This window comes from Flectobacillus longus (assembly GCF_030056705.1).
GTDB lineage: Bacteria > Bacteroidota > Bacteroidia > Cytophagales > Spirosomataceae > Flectobacillus > Flectobacillus longus.
In genome coordinates this window covers 89,599-111,079 of sequence record NZ_JASHIC010000005.1, presented here as the reverse complement: position 1 = coordinate 111,079, position 21,481 = coordinate 89,599, and the positions used below count along the sequence as shown (strand labels likewise).

Annotated in this window: 17 protein-coding genes; 10 read left to right on the top strand and 7 right to left on the bottom strand. The window is 36.2% G+C overall.

The window, feature by feature from the left end; genetic code table 11:
- Window positions 1-72: 72 nt before the first annotated feature.
- The 8 genes from QM491_RS04650 (at window position 73) to QM491_RS04615 (ending at window position 10,999) form a co-directional block, all read left to right on the top strand.
- Window positions 73-1,968: a hypothetical protein gene (locus QM491_RS04650; protein WP_283326081.1), complete on the top strand. Its 1,896-nt coding sequence runs from the start codon at window positions 73-75 to the stop codon at window positions 1,966-1,968.
- Between the two features lie 213 nt (window positions 1,969-2,181).
- Window positions 2,182-2,637 carry a MarR family winged helix-turn-helix transcriptional regulator gene (locus QM491_RS04645; RefSeq protein ID WP_283326079.1) on the top strand — a complete coding sequence of 152 codons (456 nt, stop codon included), beginning with the start codon at window positions 2,182-2,184 and terminating at the stop codon, window positions 2,635-2,637.
- Window positions 2,638-2,840: 203 nt separating this feature from the next.
- Window positions 2,841-3,299, top strand: a complete 459-nt coding sequence (locus QM491_RS04640) for a MarR family winged helix-turn-helix transcriptional regulator (protein WP_283326078.1) — start codon at window positions 2,841-2,843, stop codon at window positions 3,297-3,299.
- A 98-nt stretch (window positions 3,300-3,397) separates the two neighbouring features.
- A complete protein-coding gene (locus tag QM491_RS04635; RefSeq protein ID WP_283326077.1) occupies window positions 3,398-3,994 on the top strand; it encodes a YceI family protein in 597 nt (198 codons plus the stop codon).
- 366 nt (window positions 3,995-4,360) lie between these two features.
- Window positions 4,361-5,248, top strand: coding sequence for an SDR family oxidoreductase (locus QM491_RS04630; protein ID WP_283326076.1), 888 nt, complete (start codon window positions 4,361-4,363; stop codon window positions 5,246-5,248).
- A gap of 313 nt (window positions 5,249-5,561) precedes the next feature.
- Complete coding sequence (locus tag QM491_RS04625; RefSeq protein WP_283326075.1) at window positions 5,562-6,434, top strand: ABC transporter ATP-binding protein; 873 nt, start codon at window positions 5,562-5,564, stop codon at window positions 6,432-6,434.
- Between the two features lie 12 nt (window positions 6,435-6,446).
- Window positions 6,447-10,037, top strand: a complete 3,591-nt coding sequence (locus QM491_RS04620; protein WP_283326074.1) for an ABC transporter permease/M1 family aminopeptidase — start codon at window positions 6,447-6,449, stop codon at window positions 10,035-10,037.
- Window positions 10,038-10,285: 248 nt separating this feature from the next.
- The gene (locus tag QM491_RS04615) at window positions 10,286-10,999 is read left to right on the top strand and encodes a GntR family transcriptional regulator (RefSeq protein WP_166550552.1); all 714 of its coding nucleotides are present in this window, start codon (window positions 10,286-10,288) and stop codon (window positions 10,997-10,999) included.
- 475 nt (window positions 11,000-11,474) lie between these two features.
- Here the strand turns inward: QM491_RS04615 and QM491_RS04610 are convergent, their stop codons facing one another.
- Window positions 11,475-11,990 carry a helix-turn-helix domain-containing protein gene (locus QM491_RS04610; RefSeq protein ID WP_283326073.1) on the bottom strand — a complete coding sequence of 172 codons (516 nt, stop codon included), beginning with the start codon at window positions 11,988-11,990 and terminating at the stop codon, window positions 11,475-11,477.
- 175 nt (window positions 11,991-12,165) lie between these two features.
- Here QM491_RS04610 and QM491_RS04605 point away from each other — a divergent pair, with 175 nt between their 5' ends.
- Both QM491_RS04605 and QM491_RS04600 read left to right on the top strand, forming a co-directional pair.
- Window positions 12,166-12,978, top strand: coding sequence for a hypothetical protein (locus tag QM491_RS04605; protein WP_283326072.1), 813 nt, complete (start codon window positions 12,166-12,168; stop codon window positions 12,976-12,978).
- Window positions 12,962-13,381, top strand: coding sequence for a hypothetical protein (locus QM491_RS04600; RefSeq protein ID WP_283326071.1), 420 nt, complete (start codon window positions 12,962-12,964; stop codon window positions 13,379-13,381). The genes QM491_RS04605 and QM491_RS04600 overlap by 17 nt, the downstream gene beginning before the upstream one ends.
- A 92-nt stretch (window positions 13,382-13,473) precedes the next feature.
- On the opposite strand, the gene QM491_RS04595 is transcribed toward QM491_RS04600, so the two are convergent.
- The 6 genes from QM491_RS04595 to glmM all read right to left on the bottom strand — a co-directional run bounded on the left by QM491_RS04595 (window position 13,474) and on the right by glmM (window position 21,260).
- Complete coding sequence (locus tag QM491_RS04595) at window positions 13,474-13,848, bottom strand: PH domain-containing protein (protein ID WP_166550546.1); 375 nt, start codon at window positions 13,846-13,848, stop codon at window positions 13,474-13,476.
- Between the two features lie 258 nt (window positions 13,849-14,106).
- Window positions 14,107-15,501 carry a hypothetical protein gene (locus QM491_RS04590; RefSeq protein ID WP_283326070.1) on the bottom strand — a complete coding sequence of 465 codons (1,395 nt, stop codon included), beginning with the start codon at window positions 15,499-15,501 and terminating at the stop codon, window positions 14,107-14,109.
- A gap of 12 nt (window positions 15,502-15,513) precedes the next feature.
- Complete coding sequence (locus QM491_RS04585; RefSeq protein ID WP_283326069.1) at window positions 15,514-16,602, bottom strand: hypothetical protein; 1,089 nt, start codon at window positions 16,600-16,602, stop codon at window positions 15,514-15,516.
- Window positions 16,603-16,880: 278 nt separating this feature from the next.
- Entirely contained in the window at window positions 16,881-18,203 is a 1,323-nt protein-coding gene (eat, locus tag QM491_RS04580) for an ethanolamine permease (RefSeq protein ID WP_283326068.1), read from the bottom strand.
- Between the two features lie 146 nt (window positions 18,204-18,349).
- Entirely contained in the window at window positions 18,350-19,498 is a 1,149-nt protein-coding gene (locus tag QM491_RS04575) for a cysteine desulfurase family protein (RefSeq protein ID WP_283326067.1), read from the bottom strand.
- A gap of 367 nt (window positions 19,499-19,865) precedes the next feature.
- Window positions 19,866-21,260, bottom strand: coding sequence for a phosphoglucosamine mutase (gene glmM / locus QM491_RS04570; protein ID WP_283326066.1), 1,395 nt, complete (start codon window positions 21,258-21,260; stop codon window positions 19,866-19,868).
- Window positions 21,261-21,481: the final 221 nt, after the last annotated feature.

The following is a 21,481-nucleotide window of genomic DNA, read 5'->3' as shown; positions in this document are numbered from 1 at the left end:
TATTTTTGTTTATATATGATATGCAAATTTCTACAAAATAAGCCAATTATACCCACAAAACCTTGTAGGAACATGAGCCTGAGTGAAATTCTCGCACTGGTTACGGTGGCTTTTTGGCTTGTATTTGTGCCAATATCTACTCACGCTCAACAAAAAGATTCTGTTCAAGCCTTTATTCCAGAAGATTATCAAGTAAAGAAAAATAAAGATGATAGTCTGCTTTATTCAAATCTAAAAAAACGATTTTCAAAAAATCGTATTCTCAACGAAATTTATCATGCACTCTTCAAAGATGTTTACAACCAAAACTCAGCAGGTCAGGAGGTTGTAAAAATTGACGAAAATCCCTTTCAGGAATATGAAGGTCGAGTTGTGCGTAAAATCTATGTCAAAACCCTTCGTGTTTTTGGCGAAAGTGTCAATGATACCACTCGTAAAGCGCAGGGATTTGAGAAGTTTTTTAGTGCACTACATACCAATACCCGAGAAAGTATCATCCGAAAATCCTTTCTATTATTTCATACTGGTGATATTATCGATGCCGACCGCCTTCGTGACAATGAGCGTGTGATGCGTAATAGTACCATTTTGCACGATGCCCGCATTTTGGTAGTTCCTGATGAACAATATCCCAACTTGGTAGATTTGTTGGTAATCACGCAAGATATTTGGTCATTAATTCCTGATGTCAACTTTGGGGGTTTTGACCGTTATGATTTGAGTATCAATCAAGTAAACTTTCGAGGACTAGGTCATTCGTGGAGAAACACTTTTTATATCAATCAAAAAGAATCACCCAAACTCGAATACGCTACCACTTATACCATTCCATATATCGGTCGTTCCTTTATTACGGGGCAGTTAGATTTGTCGTTTCGCAGACAAACAAATCGCTATGCTTTGCGTTTTTTCAGACCATTTCTAACGCCAGAAATGAAAATGGCAGGAGGCTTTGAAATGAGTCATGATCGAGATTTGAGAGTTACGACAAGAGGATTTGACGCTCGAACACTCATGCAAAATGACACCTTACCTTTGTATTTTCCAACGGCAAGAAATTATGTAGATTTTTGGCTTGCTCGTTCATACAAACTTCCTTTTCTTAGTCCCGAAAACCAAGCTCGCACAAGATTTATCGTCGGGCTAAGATTTACCAGTATTAATTACACCCAGCGCCCTGTAGTAACAGCCGATACCAATCAGCTTTTTCGCAATCAAGAACAATACTTAGTAGGCATTGGCTTTTCGAATAGACGTTATAAACGTGATTTTTTGATTTATGGCTTCGGGATCACAGAAGACGTTCCCTATGGTTATCTGGCTACTTTTGTGGCGGGAAAAGAATATTCTGATGCTTTTGGCAGTCGCTTTTATTCGGGGATAAAACTGGCGAGAGGGCAATATCTCAACAATTCAGGCTATTTGTATGCTTTACTCAATGCCGGTGCCTATACCAATGGCACAGCAGGGGTAAGTATCGAATCTAATTATTTTTCGAGATTATATACACTACCAAAAGCCAAACTGCGTCATTTTATCAATCTCAAATATGCTTTTGGTGTACAACGCTATACAGGTGAATATCTCAATATCAATGGCGAAAATGGCATTTTGGGAATCAATAGCGATAGACTATGGGGTAGCAAAAAGCTAGCCCTAGGATATCAAGCCGTTTGGTTTTCGAAAGTCAACTTTGTAGGATTTCGCTTAGCGCCTTTTTTTCAGTTAGATATGGCTTTTGTCACACCTAGAAATCGATTTTTATTTACTCAATATCCCTATACTGGGATAGGTTTAGGTGTAAGATTACGAAACGAAAACCTGACATTTAATACTTTTCAACTCAAATTCACCTATTTCCCCAACTTGCCCAATATAGCAGTACTCAATGCTTCGTTTAGTGATACATATAACTATCGACTCAAAGATTTTGATATTTCAGCACCAGAAATCGTGCCCTTCCGATAATTGAGTATATTTGTGAGCAATTAACCACCTCCTTTAAATACTTCTCTTAAATTGATGTAAAGCTCTGGCTTCTTGCAGAAAAACATCATTTATAATTTTACAAAATCCACATTAATGGACATTATCGGAAGAGTATTTGCTACTCTTGATAACGCTATTTTGTACTATTATAATTTTCGCAACTCTAGGTCTGTACACACAAAATTTAAAATTATGTCCATTGAAAAAGATATTAAGCAAAAATCTTTTGCGAACCCTTATCAGAAACTAACGGTCAACATGATGTTTACCAATAACTGGTTAGTGTCTGAATTTAGCCAGATTATAAAACCGTATTCGCTCAGCGAACAACAGTATAGTGTTCTCAAGATTTTGCAGCTCTCCTATCCTACTCCGCTCTGTATCAACACAATTATCGATAGTATGAGAGATCAAATGTCAAATGTTTCGAGGCTTGTAGATAAGCTTGAACAAAAAGGATTTGTGGAAAGAAAAAAGTCTTCAACCGATAAAAGAGTCGTTGAGGTACTTATTACGGAAGAAGGAATCCAAATCACCAACGAACTCAACGAGCTGATTGAGGTTTGGGAATCACAAAGCATTCAAATGAGCCAATCAGAACTTGAACAATTAGATGAGTTGCTTCAAAAATTACAAGATGAAGCTTAAAGCTACCAAAGAAGAACCATCTTCTATTAATTTAACAATCATTTTAGAAAAATTTGTTAATAAAATCTCTAAATTTCATTTAATTACATTTTTTATAAAATATAACACATTGATTTACAGACTACTAAATAACGTTAACAAAAAATTAACATTTTAATGTATTGACATCAAATGTTTTTACATTAAATTTGTATCATCAAATTATGAGTATCGAACAAGACATACAGCAAAAAGCATTCAAATCACCTTATACCAAGGCCGTTGTGAACATTATGTACACAAACAACTGGCTTTGCACATTACAAAGTGATTTACTGAAACGTTATGATGTAACGTTACAGCAATATAATGTTTTGAGAATTCTGAGAGGACAACACCCAAACCCTATTACAGTATGCGGAATTATTGAGCGTATGCTTGATAAAATGTCAAATGCCTCAAGATTGGTTGACAAGCTTATTCTGAAAGACTTAGTAATCCGCCGAGAATGTCCACACGACCGTCGTCAAGTAGATGTTATCATTACAGATAAAGGTTTGGCTTTATTGGCAGAATTAGACAACCAACAATCAGAATGGGAAACGGCACTTCATAAGCTAACGCCTGAAGAAGCCCTTACACTTAGTCATCTTTTAGATAAACTCAGAGGTTCGACTGAATAATCGATATCCTAATTTGATATTTAGTACTCAATTGAGCTAAATCAAAATTGTATTAAACTCCTTATTATTAATATTCACTAAAAAAAATTTTCAATAAAATGAAAGCTATTAAATTCATCGCAAGTTTATTTGTATCTGCAACAGTATTGAGTTCAGCTATCGCTGGTAACGCTCCTAAAAAAGCTGCTGAAGGTTTGGCAGTAGATACTAAAGGTTCTAAAATCCACTGGTTGGCTAAAAAAGTAACTGGTCAGCACGAAGGATTTATCAGCATCAGCAACGGTAACCTTTCAGTAGCTAAAGGTAAAGTAACAGGTGGTACTTTCACTATCGATATGAAATCTATCGTTTGTACTGACATCACTGATGCTGGTTACAACCAAAAATTCATCAGCCACATCACTACAGGTGATTTCTTCGAAGTAGAAAAATTCCCAACTGCTACTTTCAAAATCACTAAAGTTGCTGGTTCAAACATCACTGGTGATTTGACTTTGCACGGTATTACAAAATCTATCACTTTCCCTGCTACAATTACTTCTGCTGCTGGGAAAGTAACTGCAACTGCTAAAATCCCAGTTGACCGTACAGATTTCAACATCAAATATGGTTCTAAGAAATTCTTCGAATCAATCGGTGATAAAGCTATCGACGATGTATTCAACTTGGACGTAACTTTGGTAGCTGGTAAATAATCTACCCAAAGCTCTCCGAGTACTATATAAAAGCCCTGCAACAATTGCAGGGCTTTTTTCATTTCCAATATTTTTTATCTCATGTTGCTGCTTTCATTTTTTTCTAAAATTCTCAATTAGTATGCTTGCATAATAATTTTATTTATCCGAAATTGCTTTCAGATAGAACTTTATCTTTAAAAAATATAGAAAAACAAAGCTAACTATTTAAACCTTATAAGCTATTTTTCTGTGAAATTACGAGTAATCAGATAGGATAACCTGTAAATTCTAATGGTTTGAACTGACAAGGAACTACGATTCAATCTTTGATAAAGTATATACTATCAGAAGTATTTGTTGAAAATTTTTAACCTTACAATAGCTATGTTTAACCAACCCATGCTAAGAGACGGAGCCTTACAAGGTAAGACCATTGTAGTGACAGGAGGAGGCACTGGACTAGGAAAGTCTATGTCAAAATACTTTCTAGAATTAGGGGCAAACGTGGTAATTGCTTCCCGAAAACTCCCTGTATTGGAAGCAACTGCCAAAGAATTAGAAGAATTAACTGGTGGAAAAATTCTTCCAGTGGCATGTGATGCACGTAACTATGACGAAGTAGAAAATGTCCTTAAAACAGCAATTGAACATTTTGGGAGTGTAGAAGGGTTAGTCAACAATGCAGCAGGGAATTTCATTAGTCCTACCGAACGACTCACTCACAAGGCATTTGATGTGGTGGTTGATATCGTGTTGAAAGGTACTTATAATTTTAGTTTGGCATTTGGAAAATATTGGATAGAAAACCAGATTAAAGGAACTGTGATGAGTATTGTGACCACTTACTCATGGACAGGCTCGGGTTATGTTGTTCCTTCTGCAACTGCCAAAGCTGGTGTTTTAGCCTTGACACGCTCGTTGGCCGTTGAATGGGGCTATAAATATGGTATCCGTTTCAATGCTATTGCTCCAGGACCATTTCCAACTGAGGGTGCATGGGAAAGGCTATTTCCTGCTGAAGCTATGGGACATGACCTTGCTAAGAAGTTTGATCCAGCAAGCCGTATTCCTCTCAAGCGAGTGGGTGATCATCAAGAATTGGCTAATTTGGCAGCGTTTCTAATGTCAGATTTCTCATCTTATATCAATGGTGAAGTAATTACTATCGACGGAGGTGAGTGGTTGATGGGTGCTGGTGAGTTCTCAGCCTTAAATGAAGTACCAGATGAAAAATGGGATATGATTGCACGTGCTGTTAGAGGTAAAAAATAAATTTTAGAGATTAAAATTCAGTAATCTGCTATCAGATTTACTCAAAAGCACCGTGGGTGTGATAGACTGTACAGTTAGTCTAATCATACTCACGGTGCTTTTTGTCTATGTCTTATAAGTATCAAGATAAAATCCACTTTTTGACTCACATAAGGTGACAATTAATTTCTAATCGTATTGTATTTACCAACTTTTAAGACACTTTCCTCAAACAGATGTAGTACTATTTTCACAGTTCATTCACCTCTCAATGATTTTTTATACATTTTTGCTATATTACCTTAATTCTTTTTTCAAAAAACCTTTTGACCTCATGCAATTAACAATTACCAATCTCAACAAAACCTACTCGAATGGTGTACATGCCATCAATAATGTAAATCTAACTATCAATCAAGGAATGTTTGGTTTGCTGGGACCAAACGGCGCTGGAAAATCTTCGTTGATGAGAACTATTGCCACTTTACAAGAAGCCGACTCTGGTAGTATTATGTTGGGAGACATCAATGTGCTTACTCAAAAAGATGATGTTCGTAAAACCTTAGGCTACCTACCTCAAGAATTTGGAGTTTATCCTAAAATCGATGCCCTTACCCTACTCGACCACCTTGCTGTTTTAAAAGGTATCACTAATAAATCTGAACGTAAAGAGCTTGTTGAATCATTATTACAAAAAACCAACCTTTGGGAAGCTCGCACCAAAAACTTGGGAGGCTATTCGGGAGGTATGAAACAACGTTTTGGCATAGCCCAAGCTCTCATTGCTAGTCCAAAATTGATCATTGTAGACGAACCAACGGCTGGTCTTGACCCTGCTGAACGTAATCGCTTTTTGAATCTATTGTCTGAACTTGGCGAAAACACCATCGTCATTTTATCAACACATATCGTTGAAGACGTCAAAGAGCTTTGTTCTGACATGGCAATCATTAATCGTGGACAGGTATTGTACAAAGGAAATCCTTTTGATGCTATGACACAATTAGAAGGTAAGGTTTGGCAAAAACGTATTACAAAAGCCGAACTAAACACCTACAAAGAGCAGTTTACGGTAATTTCTGATCGCTTGATTGCCGGTACGCCAGTTATCAATGTGCTAGCAGATACTCAGCCAGAAGCTGGATTTGTAGCTGTAAATCCAGATTTAGAAGACGTATATTTCGGAAAAATATTTGCTAACGCCTAACCTATTTAAACTATGCTTTTAGAATTTATTAGATTCGAAATTAACTATCGTAAGCGAAGACCCGCAACTTGGATATACTTTTTGTTACTCTTTGTAACTGCTATATTATTTGTTACGACAGAGCTAAAAGACATTGTAACAAGAAGTGAACAAATCAAAGAAAACGCACCCTTCATCATCGCTTTTTTACAAGGAATTGTCTCCTACTTTTTCTGTATGATTACCTCCGCAGTCATGGGCGTAGCGGTTTTGAGAGATTTTGAGTACAATACCGAAGCATTGATGTTTAGTAATCCTATCAGAAAGTTCGACTACTTGATGGGGCGCTTTATTGGCTCATTTCTAGTGTTGCTATTTATTTTCTCTGGTTTTTGGCTGGGTTTAGCAATCGGGGACTTCTTACCAAACCGCAAAGCTGAAAATTTGCTTCCCTTTAATTTGCTGCATTTCATTCAGCCATTTTTTGTCTTGGTAATACCTAATTTACTTTTCACAGGGGCATTATTTTTTGCAGCAGGGGCACTCACTCGCAAATCTGTGATGATTTACACACAAGGTATTATCCTTTTTGTCGTCTATAATATTGCTCAACAGCTCCTTTCAAATATCGATAACCGTGAACTAGCAAGCTATATAGATCCTTTCGGTATTATCAGTCTTAATACAACCATTCGCTATTGGTCACCTGCCGAACGCAACATGTGGATGATTCCACTTTCAGGAGTATTTCTTTACAATCGCCTTATTGTCACAGGATTGGGGTTGATTATTTTAGCCATCACGTATTGGAGTTTTAGTTTTAATGTAGTCAAAAGTTCACTCTTTAAACCCAAAAAATCTAATAAACAAGAAGAAGTACGCATCAAACCAGAAAATGTGGTTATTCCTCAAGTGCAACAATTGCTGAATACGAGCACCTATCTTCGCCAGTTTTGGAGCTTAACGACCTTTTATTACCGAACCATTTTTAAAGAAGTCCCATTTCTGACTATCATTATTTCGGGTTTTGCCCTATTTGTAGCAACAGTCGGTAATACTCAACGTTGGTTTGGGGTTGGAACTCTACCTACTACTGCCAATATGCTTGGTGCTTTAGGGATTTTAGAGTTTTTCTATTTGGCTATTGCGGTTACGTATGCTGGCGAGCTAGTATGGAAAGAGCGTACTGTCAAATTCAACCTAATTTTTGATTCGATGCCAATCCCTGATTTTATTGGGATTTTTAGCAAATTTCTATCGCTGCTGCTGGTATTCTGTACGCTATTTACCTTTTTTATTGGGCTGAGTGTGCTAGTTCAGGCTGTTCAGGGATATTTTGACTTTCAACTATCGGTGTATTTTGGCACTTTGTTTTCATCCACTCTTGTCTCTATTGTTGAATATCTGCTTTTCTTCTTTTTCATTCAGGTGATAGTCAATGATAAGTTTTTGGGCATTGCTATCTCGGTCGGTTTTTTGATTCTTACAGCAGTACTTGGATTGATGGGGGTCGAACACCCTCTTTTGCAATTTGGAGGACAAAGTTTGGGGCAATATTCTGACATGAATATTTATGGGCATTTTGTGACACCATTTTCTTGGATGAGTTCTTACTGGCTTGCCTTTGTCATGATCATGTTTATTGGTGCGACGATTCTCTCCGTACGAGGTGCCGACGAATTGCTCGAAACACGTATTGCTGCTAGTAATCATCGTTTTAGTAAACCCTTACTCACGGCAACTATTCTTATACTGACAGTCTTGATTGGCACAGGTGGCTATATTTTTTATAATACCAATTTCTTAGAAACCTATCGTTCTTCAAAGAATGAGAAAAAACTACGAGCGGATTTTGAGAAAACGCTAAAAAAATACGAAAATACTCCTCAGCCCAAAATCGTAGAATCCAATCTAAAGGTGGAATTGTTTCCATCTGAAAGAAAAATGGAAACTGTGGGTTTTTATTACTTAAAAAACAAAACTAACCAACCTATTCAGGATATCTATATTTCATTTACAGCCGATGTAGATGTCGAAAAACTGACGTTTGACCAACCTTTTACTAAGCAAAAAGAATGGAAAGATTTTCAGTTTACTATTTATCGTTTGCAAAAAGCCCTTGCGCCACAAGATTCTATAAAAATGGACTTTAAACTAAAGGTTGGCGCCAAAAGCTTCTTATCGAGCGTCACAGGAACTCATATCGTCTATAACGGTACTTTTTTCAATAATAGCTCCTATTTTCCGCAATTGGGGTACGTTGAAGATGCCGAACTGAGCGATAAAGACGACCGAGAAGATAATGGGCTCAAACCCAAAGAAGACCGCTTACCGAATCAAAATGACCCACATGGGTTATCAAGTAATCTCTTCGGCGATGATGCCGATTTAATTCGATTCTCGATGACCATTGGTACTGAGCCTGACCAAATTGCTATAGCACCAGGTTATCTTCAAAAAACGTGGAATGCCAATAATCGCCGTTATTTTAGTTATAGCATGGATCAGCCTATGGCTAATTTTTACTCGATAGTTTCGGCAAGATATGAGGTAAAACGTGAAAAATGGAATGGTATCAATCTGGAGATTTATTATCACAAAGGACACGATAAAAATCTTGATAGAATCATGAATGGCATGAAGAAGGCTTTGGGATATTATTCGAAAAACTTCAGCCCTTTTCAATACAAACAAATGCGCATTATGGAGTTTCCGAGATATGCTTCTTTTGCACAATCTTTTGCTAATACGGTTCCGTTTTCAGAAAGTATGGGATTTGTGATGGATATTCAAAAAGATGACCCTGATATTCCATTCTATGTAACTGCGCACGAACTAGGTCATCAGTGGTGGGGACATCAAGTAATTGAAGCCAACGTAAAAGGCAATGGAATGCTTTCGGAGTCTTTATCTGAATACTCAGCCTTGATGGTACTCAAAAATCATGTTTCGACCGAAGCAATGCAAAAGTTCATGAAATATAATTTGGATGAATATCTTTACGGTCGTGCCACCGAGCGCAAGAAAGAACAACCTTTATATCTATGTGAAAATCAACAATATATCCATTATAACAAAGGCTCTGTATGTTTGTATGCTTTGCAAGATTATATCGGTGAAGATAAGGTAAATCAAGCCTTATCCGAATATGCTAAAGATTGGAAATACGCAGGTCCAGATCGTCCTCAAAAACGTTATCCAACAACCCAAGATTTATTGGGTTATCTGAAAAAAGCAACGCCTGATTCGCTCAAATATCTGATTACAGACCTTTTTGAAACTATTACTTTGTATGAAAATAAAACAGATGTAGCTACTGCCAAAAAGCTGAAAAATAATAGTTATGAACTAACCTTGAAAATTGCTACAGAAAAAAGCCGAGCAGACAAATCTGGCAACCAAAAGGTGATTGGTATGAACGACTGGATTGATGTGGGCGTTTATAGAAAAGATGCAGAAGGAAAAGATAAATTAATTTATCTAAAAAAACATCGTTTTAATCAAAAAGTGCAAACACTTAAACTTATCCTAAAAGAAGAACCTTTCAAAGCAGGAATTGACCCAATTTATAAGTTGATTGATAAACATATCATCGACAACGTAAAGAAAGTATCTGTTGAGTAAACATATCGCAAATCATGGCATTGGGCACAAAGTTATCAGATTATATATGATGCTTTGTGCCTATCTGCTTTCGCATAGCAGTAGTAAATATATTCTTGAATACTAATTTTTATCATGTTTTATTTTATAAAAAACTGTATTTCAGACAATTACTCTCAATTCAAGTATCTCTTTTACGAAAGCTCCTCTTAGAAGTGTATAAGTCTTGCCGAAGAATTGTATTTTTGCACCCTAATTCCTAAGAGCGTATGCAAATTCCACAATATCGACAACTATACGAGAGCCTTCGACATCAGATTATTTCGGGTATTTATCAGCAAGATGATTTATTGCCATCCGAAAATCAGTTAGCCGATTTACATCAAATCACTCGTATGACCGTTCGACAAGCCCTCAACGAGCTTGTAAAGGATGGCTATATCCGTAAGCAAAAGGGAAAAGGGAGTTTTGTAAATCTTAGACGCAAAACGGTAGGATTATTGGCATTTAGAGACCCCAAACAGCTCAATAGTAATGAAGAGGTAGCCCTACAATCCAAAATCATTGGTAGACCTTCCATTCAGGCATGGGATCCTGCCTTTTTCTTTCCAATTTCAGAAGCTGAGCGACAAGCAGGTTGTATCGTTGCGATGAATCTACACCATTCTCAAGCTACGCCTGTGATGTTTGAATACTATTATTTGCCCAATATCAATTTGCCAGGTTTTATAATGACGCCTTTTGTCAATGATTCAATCATGGAATCATTGCGCGTCAATTATCACGTAGAAGCCTCAGGTGTTGAACAAGAAGTATCATGTGTGTTGGCCAAAGCCCAAGAAGCACAATTCTTGAAAGTCAGTGTGGGTAGCCCGCTCGTATATGTATGGCGCCGATACACCACCAACCGTATGGGATATTATTTCTACAGCGTTTCTTTTTGCAATACACAACAGTATTCGTTGAGTAGTTTGATTGTGTAGAAAATTGAGAACCTGTTTTTATTTCAATAGACTTTACTTTTAGGGTGCGACTAAAGTCGCACCCTAAAAGTAAAGTCTATTGAAATAACACTTAATTCACCTTCAAACCAAGATTTTATAAATAGTTTCAACCTTTAAAATTCTTCACCATGTATTTAAACACTCGATCATTTCTTCGTATTGTTATTCCATTTGGCGTAGCAAGCCTGTTATCCTGCACCAGCAGAGAACCCAATTGCCGTGAATATTCCATTACTCAATGTGAAAAAGATACTCTAATCAAAGTAGAAGGACTCCTTGGATTTAAACCTGCTAAAGCAATTTATTTAAAAATTCAAGGTAACATTGATGATTCGATACATATTAGTCTCACTTCAATAGGTCATGATATGGGTCCATTCTTTGTGGCATTATCAAAAGGAAAAATAGATACTGTTCTAAAAAATGAAATTTATGAGGATGACTATAACTTGGTTTATAAACACAAAAATGCCAAGTCTGGAATACTTAATTGTGAGATAATTTCATTATTAGCCTCACAAGATACTGTAGTTATTAAATAAAGAAGAGTTGGATATGTCGTCTGACTTATCCACCCCTTTTTTTTAGAGTTGATTAGCTCCCCAAATTTTTCGATGATATCTAAATTTCTTTCTAGAAGAATATCGTATCGATTAAATCTAGCCTCTAATGTTATTAAAAGCCTCTCTATAATTTTACCATTTTCACTTAACATTGGAGCTTCTGAAGCTATCTTCCCCTTTAACTCATCCTTCGAACCTAGTAACTTATTTTCATTAAAACCAAGAATTTGCTCAACAGATAAACTTAGGTAATTGGCTATATTTTCTAATCGGTCAAAATCTAGTTTTGTTTCTTCACGTTCAATTTTTCCATAAGCTTGAGGAGAAATATCTAAGTAAATAGCTACTGCCTCTTGTGAAACTCCTTTCAATTCACGGATCATTCTAATCTTGTTTCCTAATCTCATATTAATTAAGGGATAAACGGTTTAAGAACTATTTAAGGTTTCAAAATACAACTATATAGGTTTTGTAAAACAACTTTTTAGTATAGTAAAAGTAAATCAATAAGCTGAATTTTACAACAGAAAATGGCGCCAAATTCTATCACTTATCTTAATTTTTATTTAAAAATCTATTAAAATGAAAGCAAAACTATTATTTTCAAGTTTATTCGTAACTTTATTATTATCTTTAGTAAGTTGCGATAAGAAGGAGGACAATGTACAACCATCTTCACCGACTAAAATTATAAGAGCTAATTCAAGCCGTATAGGTGACGGAGACGTCATGCTAAGTGAAGTAACAGTTTACGGTATTTCTATGCGAGGAAATAATTTTGATATGATATTGAGTTGGTACAATAACTCTACTCATGTTGAAGAACGCCAAACAGTAACATTTAGTCCCTATGCAGGTATTTCAATGGATGATGAAGTCTTAAATTCTGAAGAATTTAAAGCAAAGGTAATTGCGTATATAAACAATATGCTTTCAAAATTCAAAATGAAATTAAATGATGCTGAGATCAATATTTTGAAAACCTTAACTTATAGACAAATTGTACAATTTGGTTTTATTTATTATAATGCCAAAACTTATGGAGAGAACCTCATCAAACCTGGAAGTTTGTTCGCAGGTTGGTCGATTGACGAAGGAATAAATAATGCTTTTGTCCATACCCAAATAGCATACAATTTAAAAGTTGCTTTTGGTTATACTACGGCAAATAACATGTTAATTGCACATGAAAGTGGACAAGGTAATGCACTCAATAGTATCATGGATGTCAGAAACAATAACATAGGTTTATCTTTAGACTACTGGACTGAAGATTTATTAAAGAATCTTGGTGTTCAAGGTAGCTTATGGTCAATTGTAAAGATAAATGGTGTTCCAACTTTAGGCCAATTCAAATTAATTCTACCAAGTAAATCCAATGGAAATCAGCCTTAAAAACTCTATCAAAGCTTTATTATTTGTAGCTACACTAGGTTCCTGCACCAGCCAAGAACCCAGTTACCGTGAATACACCATTACTCAATGTGAAAAAGATACTGCTATTCTCGTAGATAATTTACAACCTTCTATGGGAAACTGTAGGGTATCCATCGCCATTGAAGGTAGTATTGACAGTACTGCAGCTATCGATTTCTATGAACATCATCATGAAAATTATAGAAAATATGGTGGTATAATCAATTTTAGATTAGATAAAGGTGTTTTTTCAAAAAAAGAAAGGAATGAGATTTATGCTCAAAATTATGTACTCTATTATGAACATCAAAAAGCAACCAAGGGCAATATTAAAATTAAGCTTCAGTTATTAGATGCAAATAATGTTCCGATAAAAGACTAGTTTTGATTTCCTCATAAAAGCAAAAGGTGCAATAAAACCCAACTTAACTTGGATTCTATCGCACCTTCTGCTTTTTATTATAACGTTATTCCCTACAAAACATAAGTAGATAAAACCTTATAAACATCGTTGATATTTTCGCCTTTTCTAAATTCTTTAATGAGTGGCGCATCGCTTCCTTTTACCCAAATAATTAGCTCTGCATCCAAATCTAGCAAACCATTACTTCTTTTCGAAAAATGATTAATGCTTTTGTATGGAATGGTATGAAAATCTACTTTTGAGCCTGTCAAACCTTGTTTATCTACCAAAATCAACCTTTTGTTGGTAAATACAAACATATCTCGAATCAGTCGAAATGACTTTACAACTTCTTCACCATGAATCAAAATCGGTGCAAACTCCTCAGCAACTTTATGAGAGGAAACCTCCGAGGCGTTTCCCATCAATGCATCAAATAATCCCATAATTTTCCTAGTTTTTAGAGTAAATAAATATTGAGGCTTTAGGCTATAAGCCGTAGGCTTTAGATAAAAAAGAATGAATGATTACACCATTCTACTTGCAATAAAATATGACTATCAGAAACTTACACTCATCATTCGTAATTAGTGCTGTACGAAGGTTTAGTGTTGCCACTACATAAAAAACACTAATAATAAGAATTCTTTTGAACAAGATAAAACCCTTCGTACAATCCTAATTCACAATTCGTAATTCACCACTCACAATTCTTCTGATGAATCAAAATCCTCTGAAATTAATTTGCGCAATTGCTGATGCGGACGTAATTGTGGTTTACGACTAAATAATGCTTTTTCAGGCGACGAAGATTTTGCTTTACTTGCGAGATTTGAAGTTGTAAAATAGCTTTCTCGAACAAATTGCGATAATTCTTCATCATTAATCGCATCGCGAACCATCGAGCCTTTTCCAAAACCATCATTGTACGAAGCAATTCGAGCATCAGTCTCCGATAGTCTCATTCCTTCATGAATTTCTTTGATTTCTTGTGAAAGATTCGCTCTTTCTTTTTCTAAAGCTTGAAAATCATCTACAAGCTGTAAATCATTTTCGAGAATATTTTTCTGAATCAAATGCTCTGCCAACGCCTCATCCTCTGCCTTAATTTGAGGAAGAAGACTATTTCTTTGTTTATTCAAACGCTTAAGTTGTGGATCGATTTGAAGCCAACGATACCAATAACACTGCAACACAGGAAAGGCAATTCCCAAACAAATCGCACCTGCTAAAGCAAATAATACGCCTGACAAAACAAATGAAGCTAAAGCCCAAGGACTATTCACCAAGTCCTGATTGAGGGCGTCAAAGCTGCGCATTTTTGCCTCAATCTGTGCCTGAACTGCTGGAGGCGGTGGAGCGGTAGGATTGAGCGGGTCAAAAACTTGGTTATTAAGATTTTTTATCGCCTTATTGATTCCTTCTTTCATTTTGTCGGTTTTGTACGCTTCGTATCTAAACCAACCCAACACAAAGAGTGTAATTACAGCAAAAACCACAGTTACGCCTTTAAACCATGCATAAGTTTTTTTAGCTTTTGCACTTTCCCCATCCGAGTACGGTGATTCAATCAAGCGTTCGTAAGCAGGTTTGAGTAAAATAGAAACCATCGCCAAACCAACCGCAAAAGACCAAGCCTCTACCGTATTATGAATGTTGAGCGCATAAGCCACAATCTCATGCGAGATAATCAAGTCACCTGCCACAAACGAGACACCCGCAATAAAGTAAATAATACCCGCAAAAAGTGAATACTTGTGTACAGCGGTTAAACGGCGCTTTTCGAGTTGATGCTTTTTTTCATCTATTTCAAAAAGTTCAGATTCTAATCTTTCTTTATTCTTACCTGCCAAACCCACCTTCAAGACTCTATCTTGAAGCGCATCAAAAGCTGATTTGTAAGCAGATTTCGCTTGAGTAATTTTTTCCTCTAGCTTATTTAACTCCTGTTTTTGTTCTTGAAGTTGTTTATCTAGCCATTCAAAATTGACTTGGCTAGACAAATATCCTTCATAATTATTTTTATCTACCGACTCCAATCCACTGGTATAACCATGTTGGAAATCATATTTTTCGGCATGAGATTTATTTTCGTCCATCAGTTCTCAATATTAAAATTCCTCTTCCTCCTCTCCTAGCATCGACTGTATATCTTTCTGCGAGATACGACTTCGATAATTTAAAGCCAAGTGATATTCACTTTCAAAAACTTTGATTAGCATATCTCTTTGAGCATTGATACGCGTACGTTCTGCAATATATCGGCTCAATTCTGGCAAAATTGATTGTTTCTCAACACGATACTCTTTGATTTCGGCTTTATGTTGTTCTATTTCCTTTTCCCACTCAGCCACTTTCCTAACTTTATCTTTCTGTAATTGATTTCGTTTTTGAAAAATGGTTAAATCATCCTTCAACACTGCTAAATTGCCCAACAGGAGTTTACCCGAAAACATAAATAAGAAAAAGATAAAGGCAAACAATGCCCAAGCGTTTAACGCAGGCTGAGAGGCATAAATTTGAGCAAATACAAAAAACGCAGAAGCCAGTGGCATACCTATTTCCTCAAGGATTTTGCGCCAATTACTTTGACGGGCATCATCGTGTAAAAATGAAATTCGTCCAAACAAATTGAACATTCCTGCCATAAATACGCCCAAAGCAATCAATTTATTTTGTTCAAAGTGTCCACGAAGAGCTTCTTCAATCAAAAAATAATTACCGATAGCTATACCTATCGCCAACGAAAGTCCAGTAATTGTTCGAGGAAGATGATGTTGTTCGGTAAATTCTTTTTCTTTGAGTAGCTCTATTTTTCGCTCTAATTCTTTTACCAAACCTTCTTTTTCATTAATCCAATAATTCAACTCTCCGATTTTCTCCTCTCGGTGTTCAATTAGCTTTTCGGTATCGGCAGTTTGTTGATGAAAATAACTTCGAATAATTGAAATTTTTTCTTCAGGGTTTGAGCCAGAAAGCCCAAAAATCACCCCTTCATCACGCAGAATATCTTCATTAATCAACCAATCAGGCTGATTAATTGATGAGGTTTTTATTTTTTCAGGCGACAAAACAGGAATTACCTCCACAGTAGGAGAAGCTTCAAAAGACTGTACTTCAGTAATTTGCTCATTAACTTCCACTACTTCTTCTTTGTGCTGTTTTAGAAAAACACTTTTTATTTTATCAACAATCGACATACGACACCCTTTCTATATAAATCAAAACAATTCGAATATGATAAAAAAAAACCTTTTTACCCAACAAAATAGGAAGAGCGGAGCGATAAGATGCTCAGTTGCGAATAGTTTATTAATAAGAATAAGTATCATTTAGCCCTCCACGCATTTACACCAAAGCCATATTTTTCAAACTACCAAATTTTCAAATTATCAAATCTTCAAATCCTCAAATCAACCATTATTCAAATTAAACCTAATTTTCAAATCTTCAAATCAGCACATCTTCAAATTAAACACTACCATTTCTTTCTTTTTTTCTGCCAAAGAAAAATTGGAAGTAGTAACAAAAAGATACCAACAAATAGTAAAGTAATTTCAGGATTGTAGTAAATAATAGCAATCATACAAACCACCGATAGCACCAAGGCTATGATTGGAAACCAAGGATATAAAGGAGCTTTGAAAGGTTTTTCGAGTGCAGGTTCACGCATACGTAATACAAACAAGCTAACCATACTTACAGCGTACATAACTACAGCTCCAAGTCCTGACATAATAATAATCTTATCAGTAGTGCCCGTAAAAATGGCTAAAAAGCCAATCAAACCACCTGCAATAAGCGCCCAGTGCGGAGTTTGATACTTTTTATTAACAGCAGATAAAAACTCTGGTAAATATCCCTCACGAGCAAGCGCATATATCTGGCGAGAGTAACTAATGGTATTGCAATGAAAAGAAGCAATCAAGCCAAATAGCCCTAAACTAGCAAAGATTTTGGACAGAGCATTTTTTTCACCTAAAGCCATTGACAAAGCCTCAGGAATTGGATGGTCGAGACTAATCAATCTACGCCAGTCACCTACTCCTGCACTGAGTATCATAACACCAAGTGCCAATATAGCCAATGTCAAAATACTCGTGATATAGCCGATTGGTATCGTTTTATGTGGATTTTTGACCTCCTCAGCCACCATTGCGACGCCTTCTATGGCTACAAAAAACCAGAGAGCAAAGGGAATCCCTGCAAAGATTCCATCAGCCGTAATATGTTCGGGATTGTTTGCGACAAAGTTTTCGTACTTAAAATAAGGAGCTACCACCGCCATAAAAACCGCCAATTCGAGTACCGAAAGAATGGTAACAACCAATGAAAACTGAGCAGATTCTTTGATTCCAAACCAGTTGATAGCGATAAAAATAACATACATACCCATTGCCGTTGGCACAACAGGAATCGCTGGATTAAGGAAATTGGTATAACTCCCCAATGCATAGGCGATGGCAGGCGGTGCCAACAAAAAATCTACCAAAGTAGCATAACCTGCGATAAATCCACCCCAAGGCCCCATTGCTCGACGAGCATAGGCAAATGCCCCACCAGCATGAGGAATAGAGGTAGTCAACTCGGTATAGGAAAATATAAAAGTGATGTACATAACAGTAACCAACAAAGTAGAAATCAAGAAACCTATCGTTCCCGAAGTTTGCCAGCCATAATTCCAGCCAAAGTATTCACCCGAAATAACCAACCCTACAGCGATACTCCAAAGTTGAATAGCATTGATTGCTTTTTTAAGTGTAGGTTGCGGAGTTTGACTTACATTTGTTTCTTCCATCATGATTAAATTTTATAAAAATACCAAGTTGATTCAAAAATGGGCACTAAACAAAATTTACAAAAAAAACCCTAGAATTCAAACCTGAACTCTAGGGTTTTACAAAGAATTAATCTTTCTGACAAGAAAAAAGAACCTAACTAAAAGAATTATACTTCAACTTTTAAAATCTGATTCAATTTTTCAATCACATAATCAATTTCTTCAATTGTATTATACTTAGAAAACGAGAATCTCACCGATGGGCGATTTGGATCTGCACCAATACCTCCTAACACATGTGAACCAATATTAGACCCACTAGTACAAGCACTACCACCAGAAGCAGAAATTTTGTTGATGTCCAAGTTAAACAAGAACATATCCGCTTCTTCCGAAGGAGGAAAACTTACATTGAGTACAGTGTATAAGCTTTTCTCTAAGTTATCGGAATCCCCATTGAATTGAATATCGTCAAAAGAGGTCTTCAACTTTTCAATCATATAGGATTTTACTGATTCGATATGCTTGCGGTGTCCGTCCATATCACTATAGGCTACTTCCAAAGCTTTTGCTAAGCCTATAATGCCATACACGTTTTCGGTGCCTCCACGCATATTACGCTCTTGTGAACCACCATGAATAAATGGATGAATCTTTTTATCAGCATTGATATATAAAAAGCCTGCACCTTTAGGTCCATGAAATTTATGACCTGCTCCTACAATAAAATCAATATTGAGTTTTTGCAAATCATGCTTATAATGTCCCATAGTTTGTACAGTATCAGAATGGAAAGTAGCGCCATATTCTTTACATAACTCCCCTACTTTTTCCATATCCAACAAATTTCCAATCTCATTATTACCGTGCATCAACGATACCAAGGTATTGGGGTTTGCCTTCAATAACTCTTCAAGGTGATTCAAGTCGATATGACCTTTTTCATCTACGTTGACTAAGCTCAACTTAATTTTACCAATCTTTTGTAAGTGTTCCAATGTATGCAACACCGCATGGTGTTCAAGCGACGACGTTACAGCGTGTTTGATACCATATTCCTCAATTGAACAAGCAATCGCAGTATTATCGGCTTCAGTACCACCAGAAGTAAAGAAAATCTCAGCAGGAGACGTATTCAAAAGACCAGCAACAGTTTTACGGGCACGTTCAATCGCATTTCGTACTTCACGTCCATGTGCATGAATCGACGATGGGTTACCGAAGTTTTTCTCCATCATTGGTAACATTGCCTCAATCACTGCTCTGTCAAGCGGTGTGGTAGCGGCATTGTCCAAATAAACACGTTGTTGTATCATATTAATTTGGTTGGGGAAATGTACGAGCCAAATCAATGGCTCATATAAAAAGGTTGAAAATATTTGTTGATAAAGATAGATGAGCTTTCAATTGTAAATATTTAGTTTTAACTCAATATATTGACTAACAAACAATTATTATTAGAAAGTTCACCTTAATTTTATCCAAATAGGCTATAAGGTTTATACAATATATTAAAGTCATTACTTAATATTCAATCAAAACTCATGATTCAAAATTCAGCATACACCACGCCAAAAACTCTACCATTTCTCTATGCTTACTTGGAAAAGGTATAAATACAAAATGTCAGAAGTACCCCTTCTGACATTTTGTATTTATACCTATAAAGAACAAAGAAACAGCTTACATTGTAGCAGCCACTACCTCTTTGATATCACTGATTAATTTTTTTGCTAAATTTTCAGCTTTTGTCATTGAATCTGATTCTGAATAAATACGAATAATTGGCTCTGTATTTGACTTACGCAAATGTACCCATTCTTTATCAAAATCTATTCGAACGCCATCTATTGCATTGATAGGATTTTTGGCATATTTTCTTTTAACAGCCTCTAATACATCATCAACGTTAATTTCTGGGGTTAATTCGATTTTATTTTTCGAAATATAATACTCAGGATATCCTTTACGCATAACCGAAATCTTTTTGCCAGATTTGGCCAAATGCGTTAAAAATAAAGCAATACCAACCAAGGCATCACGTCCGTAGTGTAATTCTGGATAAATAATACCGCCATTGCCTTCGCCACCAATGATAGCTTTTGATGATTTCATCAAAGTTACAACGTTGACTTCTCCTACCGCAGAAGCATAATATTTACCTCCATGCTTTTCGGTTACATCACGCAAAGCACGTGTTGATGATAAATTAGAAACGGTATTTCCTTTTGTATGCTGAAGAATATAATCAGCCACAGCTACAAGCGTGTACTCTTCACCAAAAGGAGAAGCATCTTCACAGAAAAAACACAAACGGTCAACGTCTGGGTCTACAACAATACCAAGGTCATACTTTGTTTTTTCGATAGCCTTAGTAATATCGGTTAAATTTTCAGGAAGTGGCTCAGGGTTGTGTGCAAAGTTACCTGTAGGTTCGCAGTGCAACTTTGTAATTTGTGTTACACCAAGCGCCTCTAACAACATAGGAACCGCTATTCCACCTGTAGAGTTTACTGCATCTACAATTACTTTAAAATTGCGTTCTTTAATGGCTTCTTTATCTACTAAAGGTAAAGCCAAAATCATGTCGATGTGTTTCTTAATCCAAGTGTCATCTTGGGCATAAGAACCTAATTTTTTCACATCCACAAAATCAAAATCTTCTGCCTCTGCGATAGTCAATAGGGCTTCACCATCGGCTCCTGAAATAAATTCTCCGACTTCATTCAATAGTTTCAAGGCGTTCCATTGAATAGGATTATGACTTGCTGTAAGGATAATACCTCCTGCCGCATTTTCTACGGGCACTGCTACTTCAACTGTCGGAGTAGTAGAAAGACCTAAATCTAAGACATCTAGTCCAAGTCCTTGCAAAGTACCAACCACCAACTTAGATACCATATCGCCTGACAAACGTGCATCACGCCCCAAGACAATTTTTTTATTGCTAGGGTTTTTACGTTTAAGCCAAGTACCATAAGCGGCCGTAAACTTCACTACATCTAAGGGTGTAAGGGCATCCCCTGCCTTTCCTCCGATAGTTCCTCTAATTCCTGATATAGATTTAATTAATGTCACGTTAGCGATGGGAGGTTTAATGGATTATTAAAACACGTCGAGTGTGTTAGAAAATTATTAATTTACGAGCAAATTTTGTGCAAATCTAATATAATTTGAAGAAATTTTGCCTTAATACAACCAAGTTAAAACGGATTCTACAGAAAAGATAGTATTCGGTCGTACTTATTTTGTTGAACAGATTTTACCACAAAACTTGTTCCAAAAACAAAAATTTTCCT

Coding starts and splice junctions, on each gene's coding strand:
- QM491_RS04645 (WP_283326079.1), top strand. CDS start 2,182: ATGTCCATTGAAAAAGATATTAAGCAAAAATCTTTTGCGAACCCTTAT.
- QM491_RS04600 (WP_283326071.1), top strand. CDS start 12,962: ATGGAAATCAGCCTTAAAAACTCTATCAAAGCTTTATTATTTGTAGCT.
- QM491_RS04605 (WP_283326072.1), top strand. CDS start 12,166: ATGAAAGCAAAACTATTATTTTCAAGTTTATTCGTAACTTTATTATTA.
- QM491_RS04625 (WP_283326075.1), top strand. CDS start 5,562: ATGCAATTAACAATTACCAATCTCAACAAAACCTACTCGAATGGTGTA.
- QM491_RS04650 (WP_283326081.1), top strand. CDS start 73: ATGAGCCTGAGTGAAATTCTCGCACTGGTTACGGTGGCTTTTTGGCTT.
- QM491_RS04630 (WP_283326076.1), top strand. CDS start 4,361: ATGTTTAACCAACCCATGCTAAGAGACGGAGCCTTACAAGGTAAGACC.
- QM491_RS04610 (WP_283326073.1), bottom strand. CDS start 11,990: ATGAGATTAGGAAACAAGATTAGAATGATCCGTGAATTGAAAGGAGTT.
- QM491_RS04615 (WP_166550552.1), top strand. CDS start 10,286: ATGCAAATTCCACAATATCGACAACTATACGAGAGCCTTCGACATCAG.
- QM491_RS04620 (WP_283326074.1), top strand. CDS start 6,447: ATGCTTTTAGAATTTATTAGATTCGAAATTAACTATCGTAAGCGAAGA.
- QM491_RS04575 (WP_283326067.1), bottom strand. CDS start 19,498: ATGATACAACAACGTGTTTATTTGGACAATGCCGCTACCACACCGCTT.
- QM491_RS04590 (WP_283326070.1), bottom strand. CDS start 15,501: ATGGACGAAAATAAATCTCATGCCGAAAAATATGATTTCCAACATGGT.
- QM491_RS04585 (WP_283326069.1), bottom strand. CDS start 16,602: ATGTCGATTGTTGATAAAATAAAAAGTGTTTTTCTAAAACAGCACAAA.
- QM491_RS04640 (WP_283326078.1), top strand. CDS start 2,841: ATGAGTATCGAACAAGACATACAGCAAAAAGCATTCAAATCACCTTAT.
- QM491_RS04595 (WP_166550546.1), bottom strand. CDS start 13,848: ATGGGATTATTTGATGCATTGATGGGAAACGCCTCGGAGGTTTCCTCT.
- eat (WP_283326068.1), bottom strand. CDS start 18,203: ATGATGGAAGAAACAAATGTAAGTCAAACTCCGCAACCTACACTTAAA.
- QM491_RS04635 (WP_283326077.1), top strand. CDS start 3,398: ATGAAAGCTATTAAATTCATCGCAAGTTTATTTGTATCTGCAACAGTA.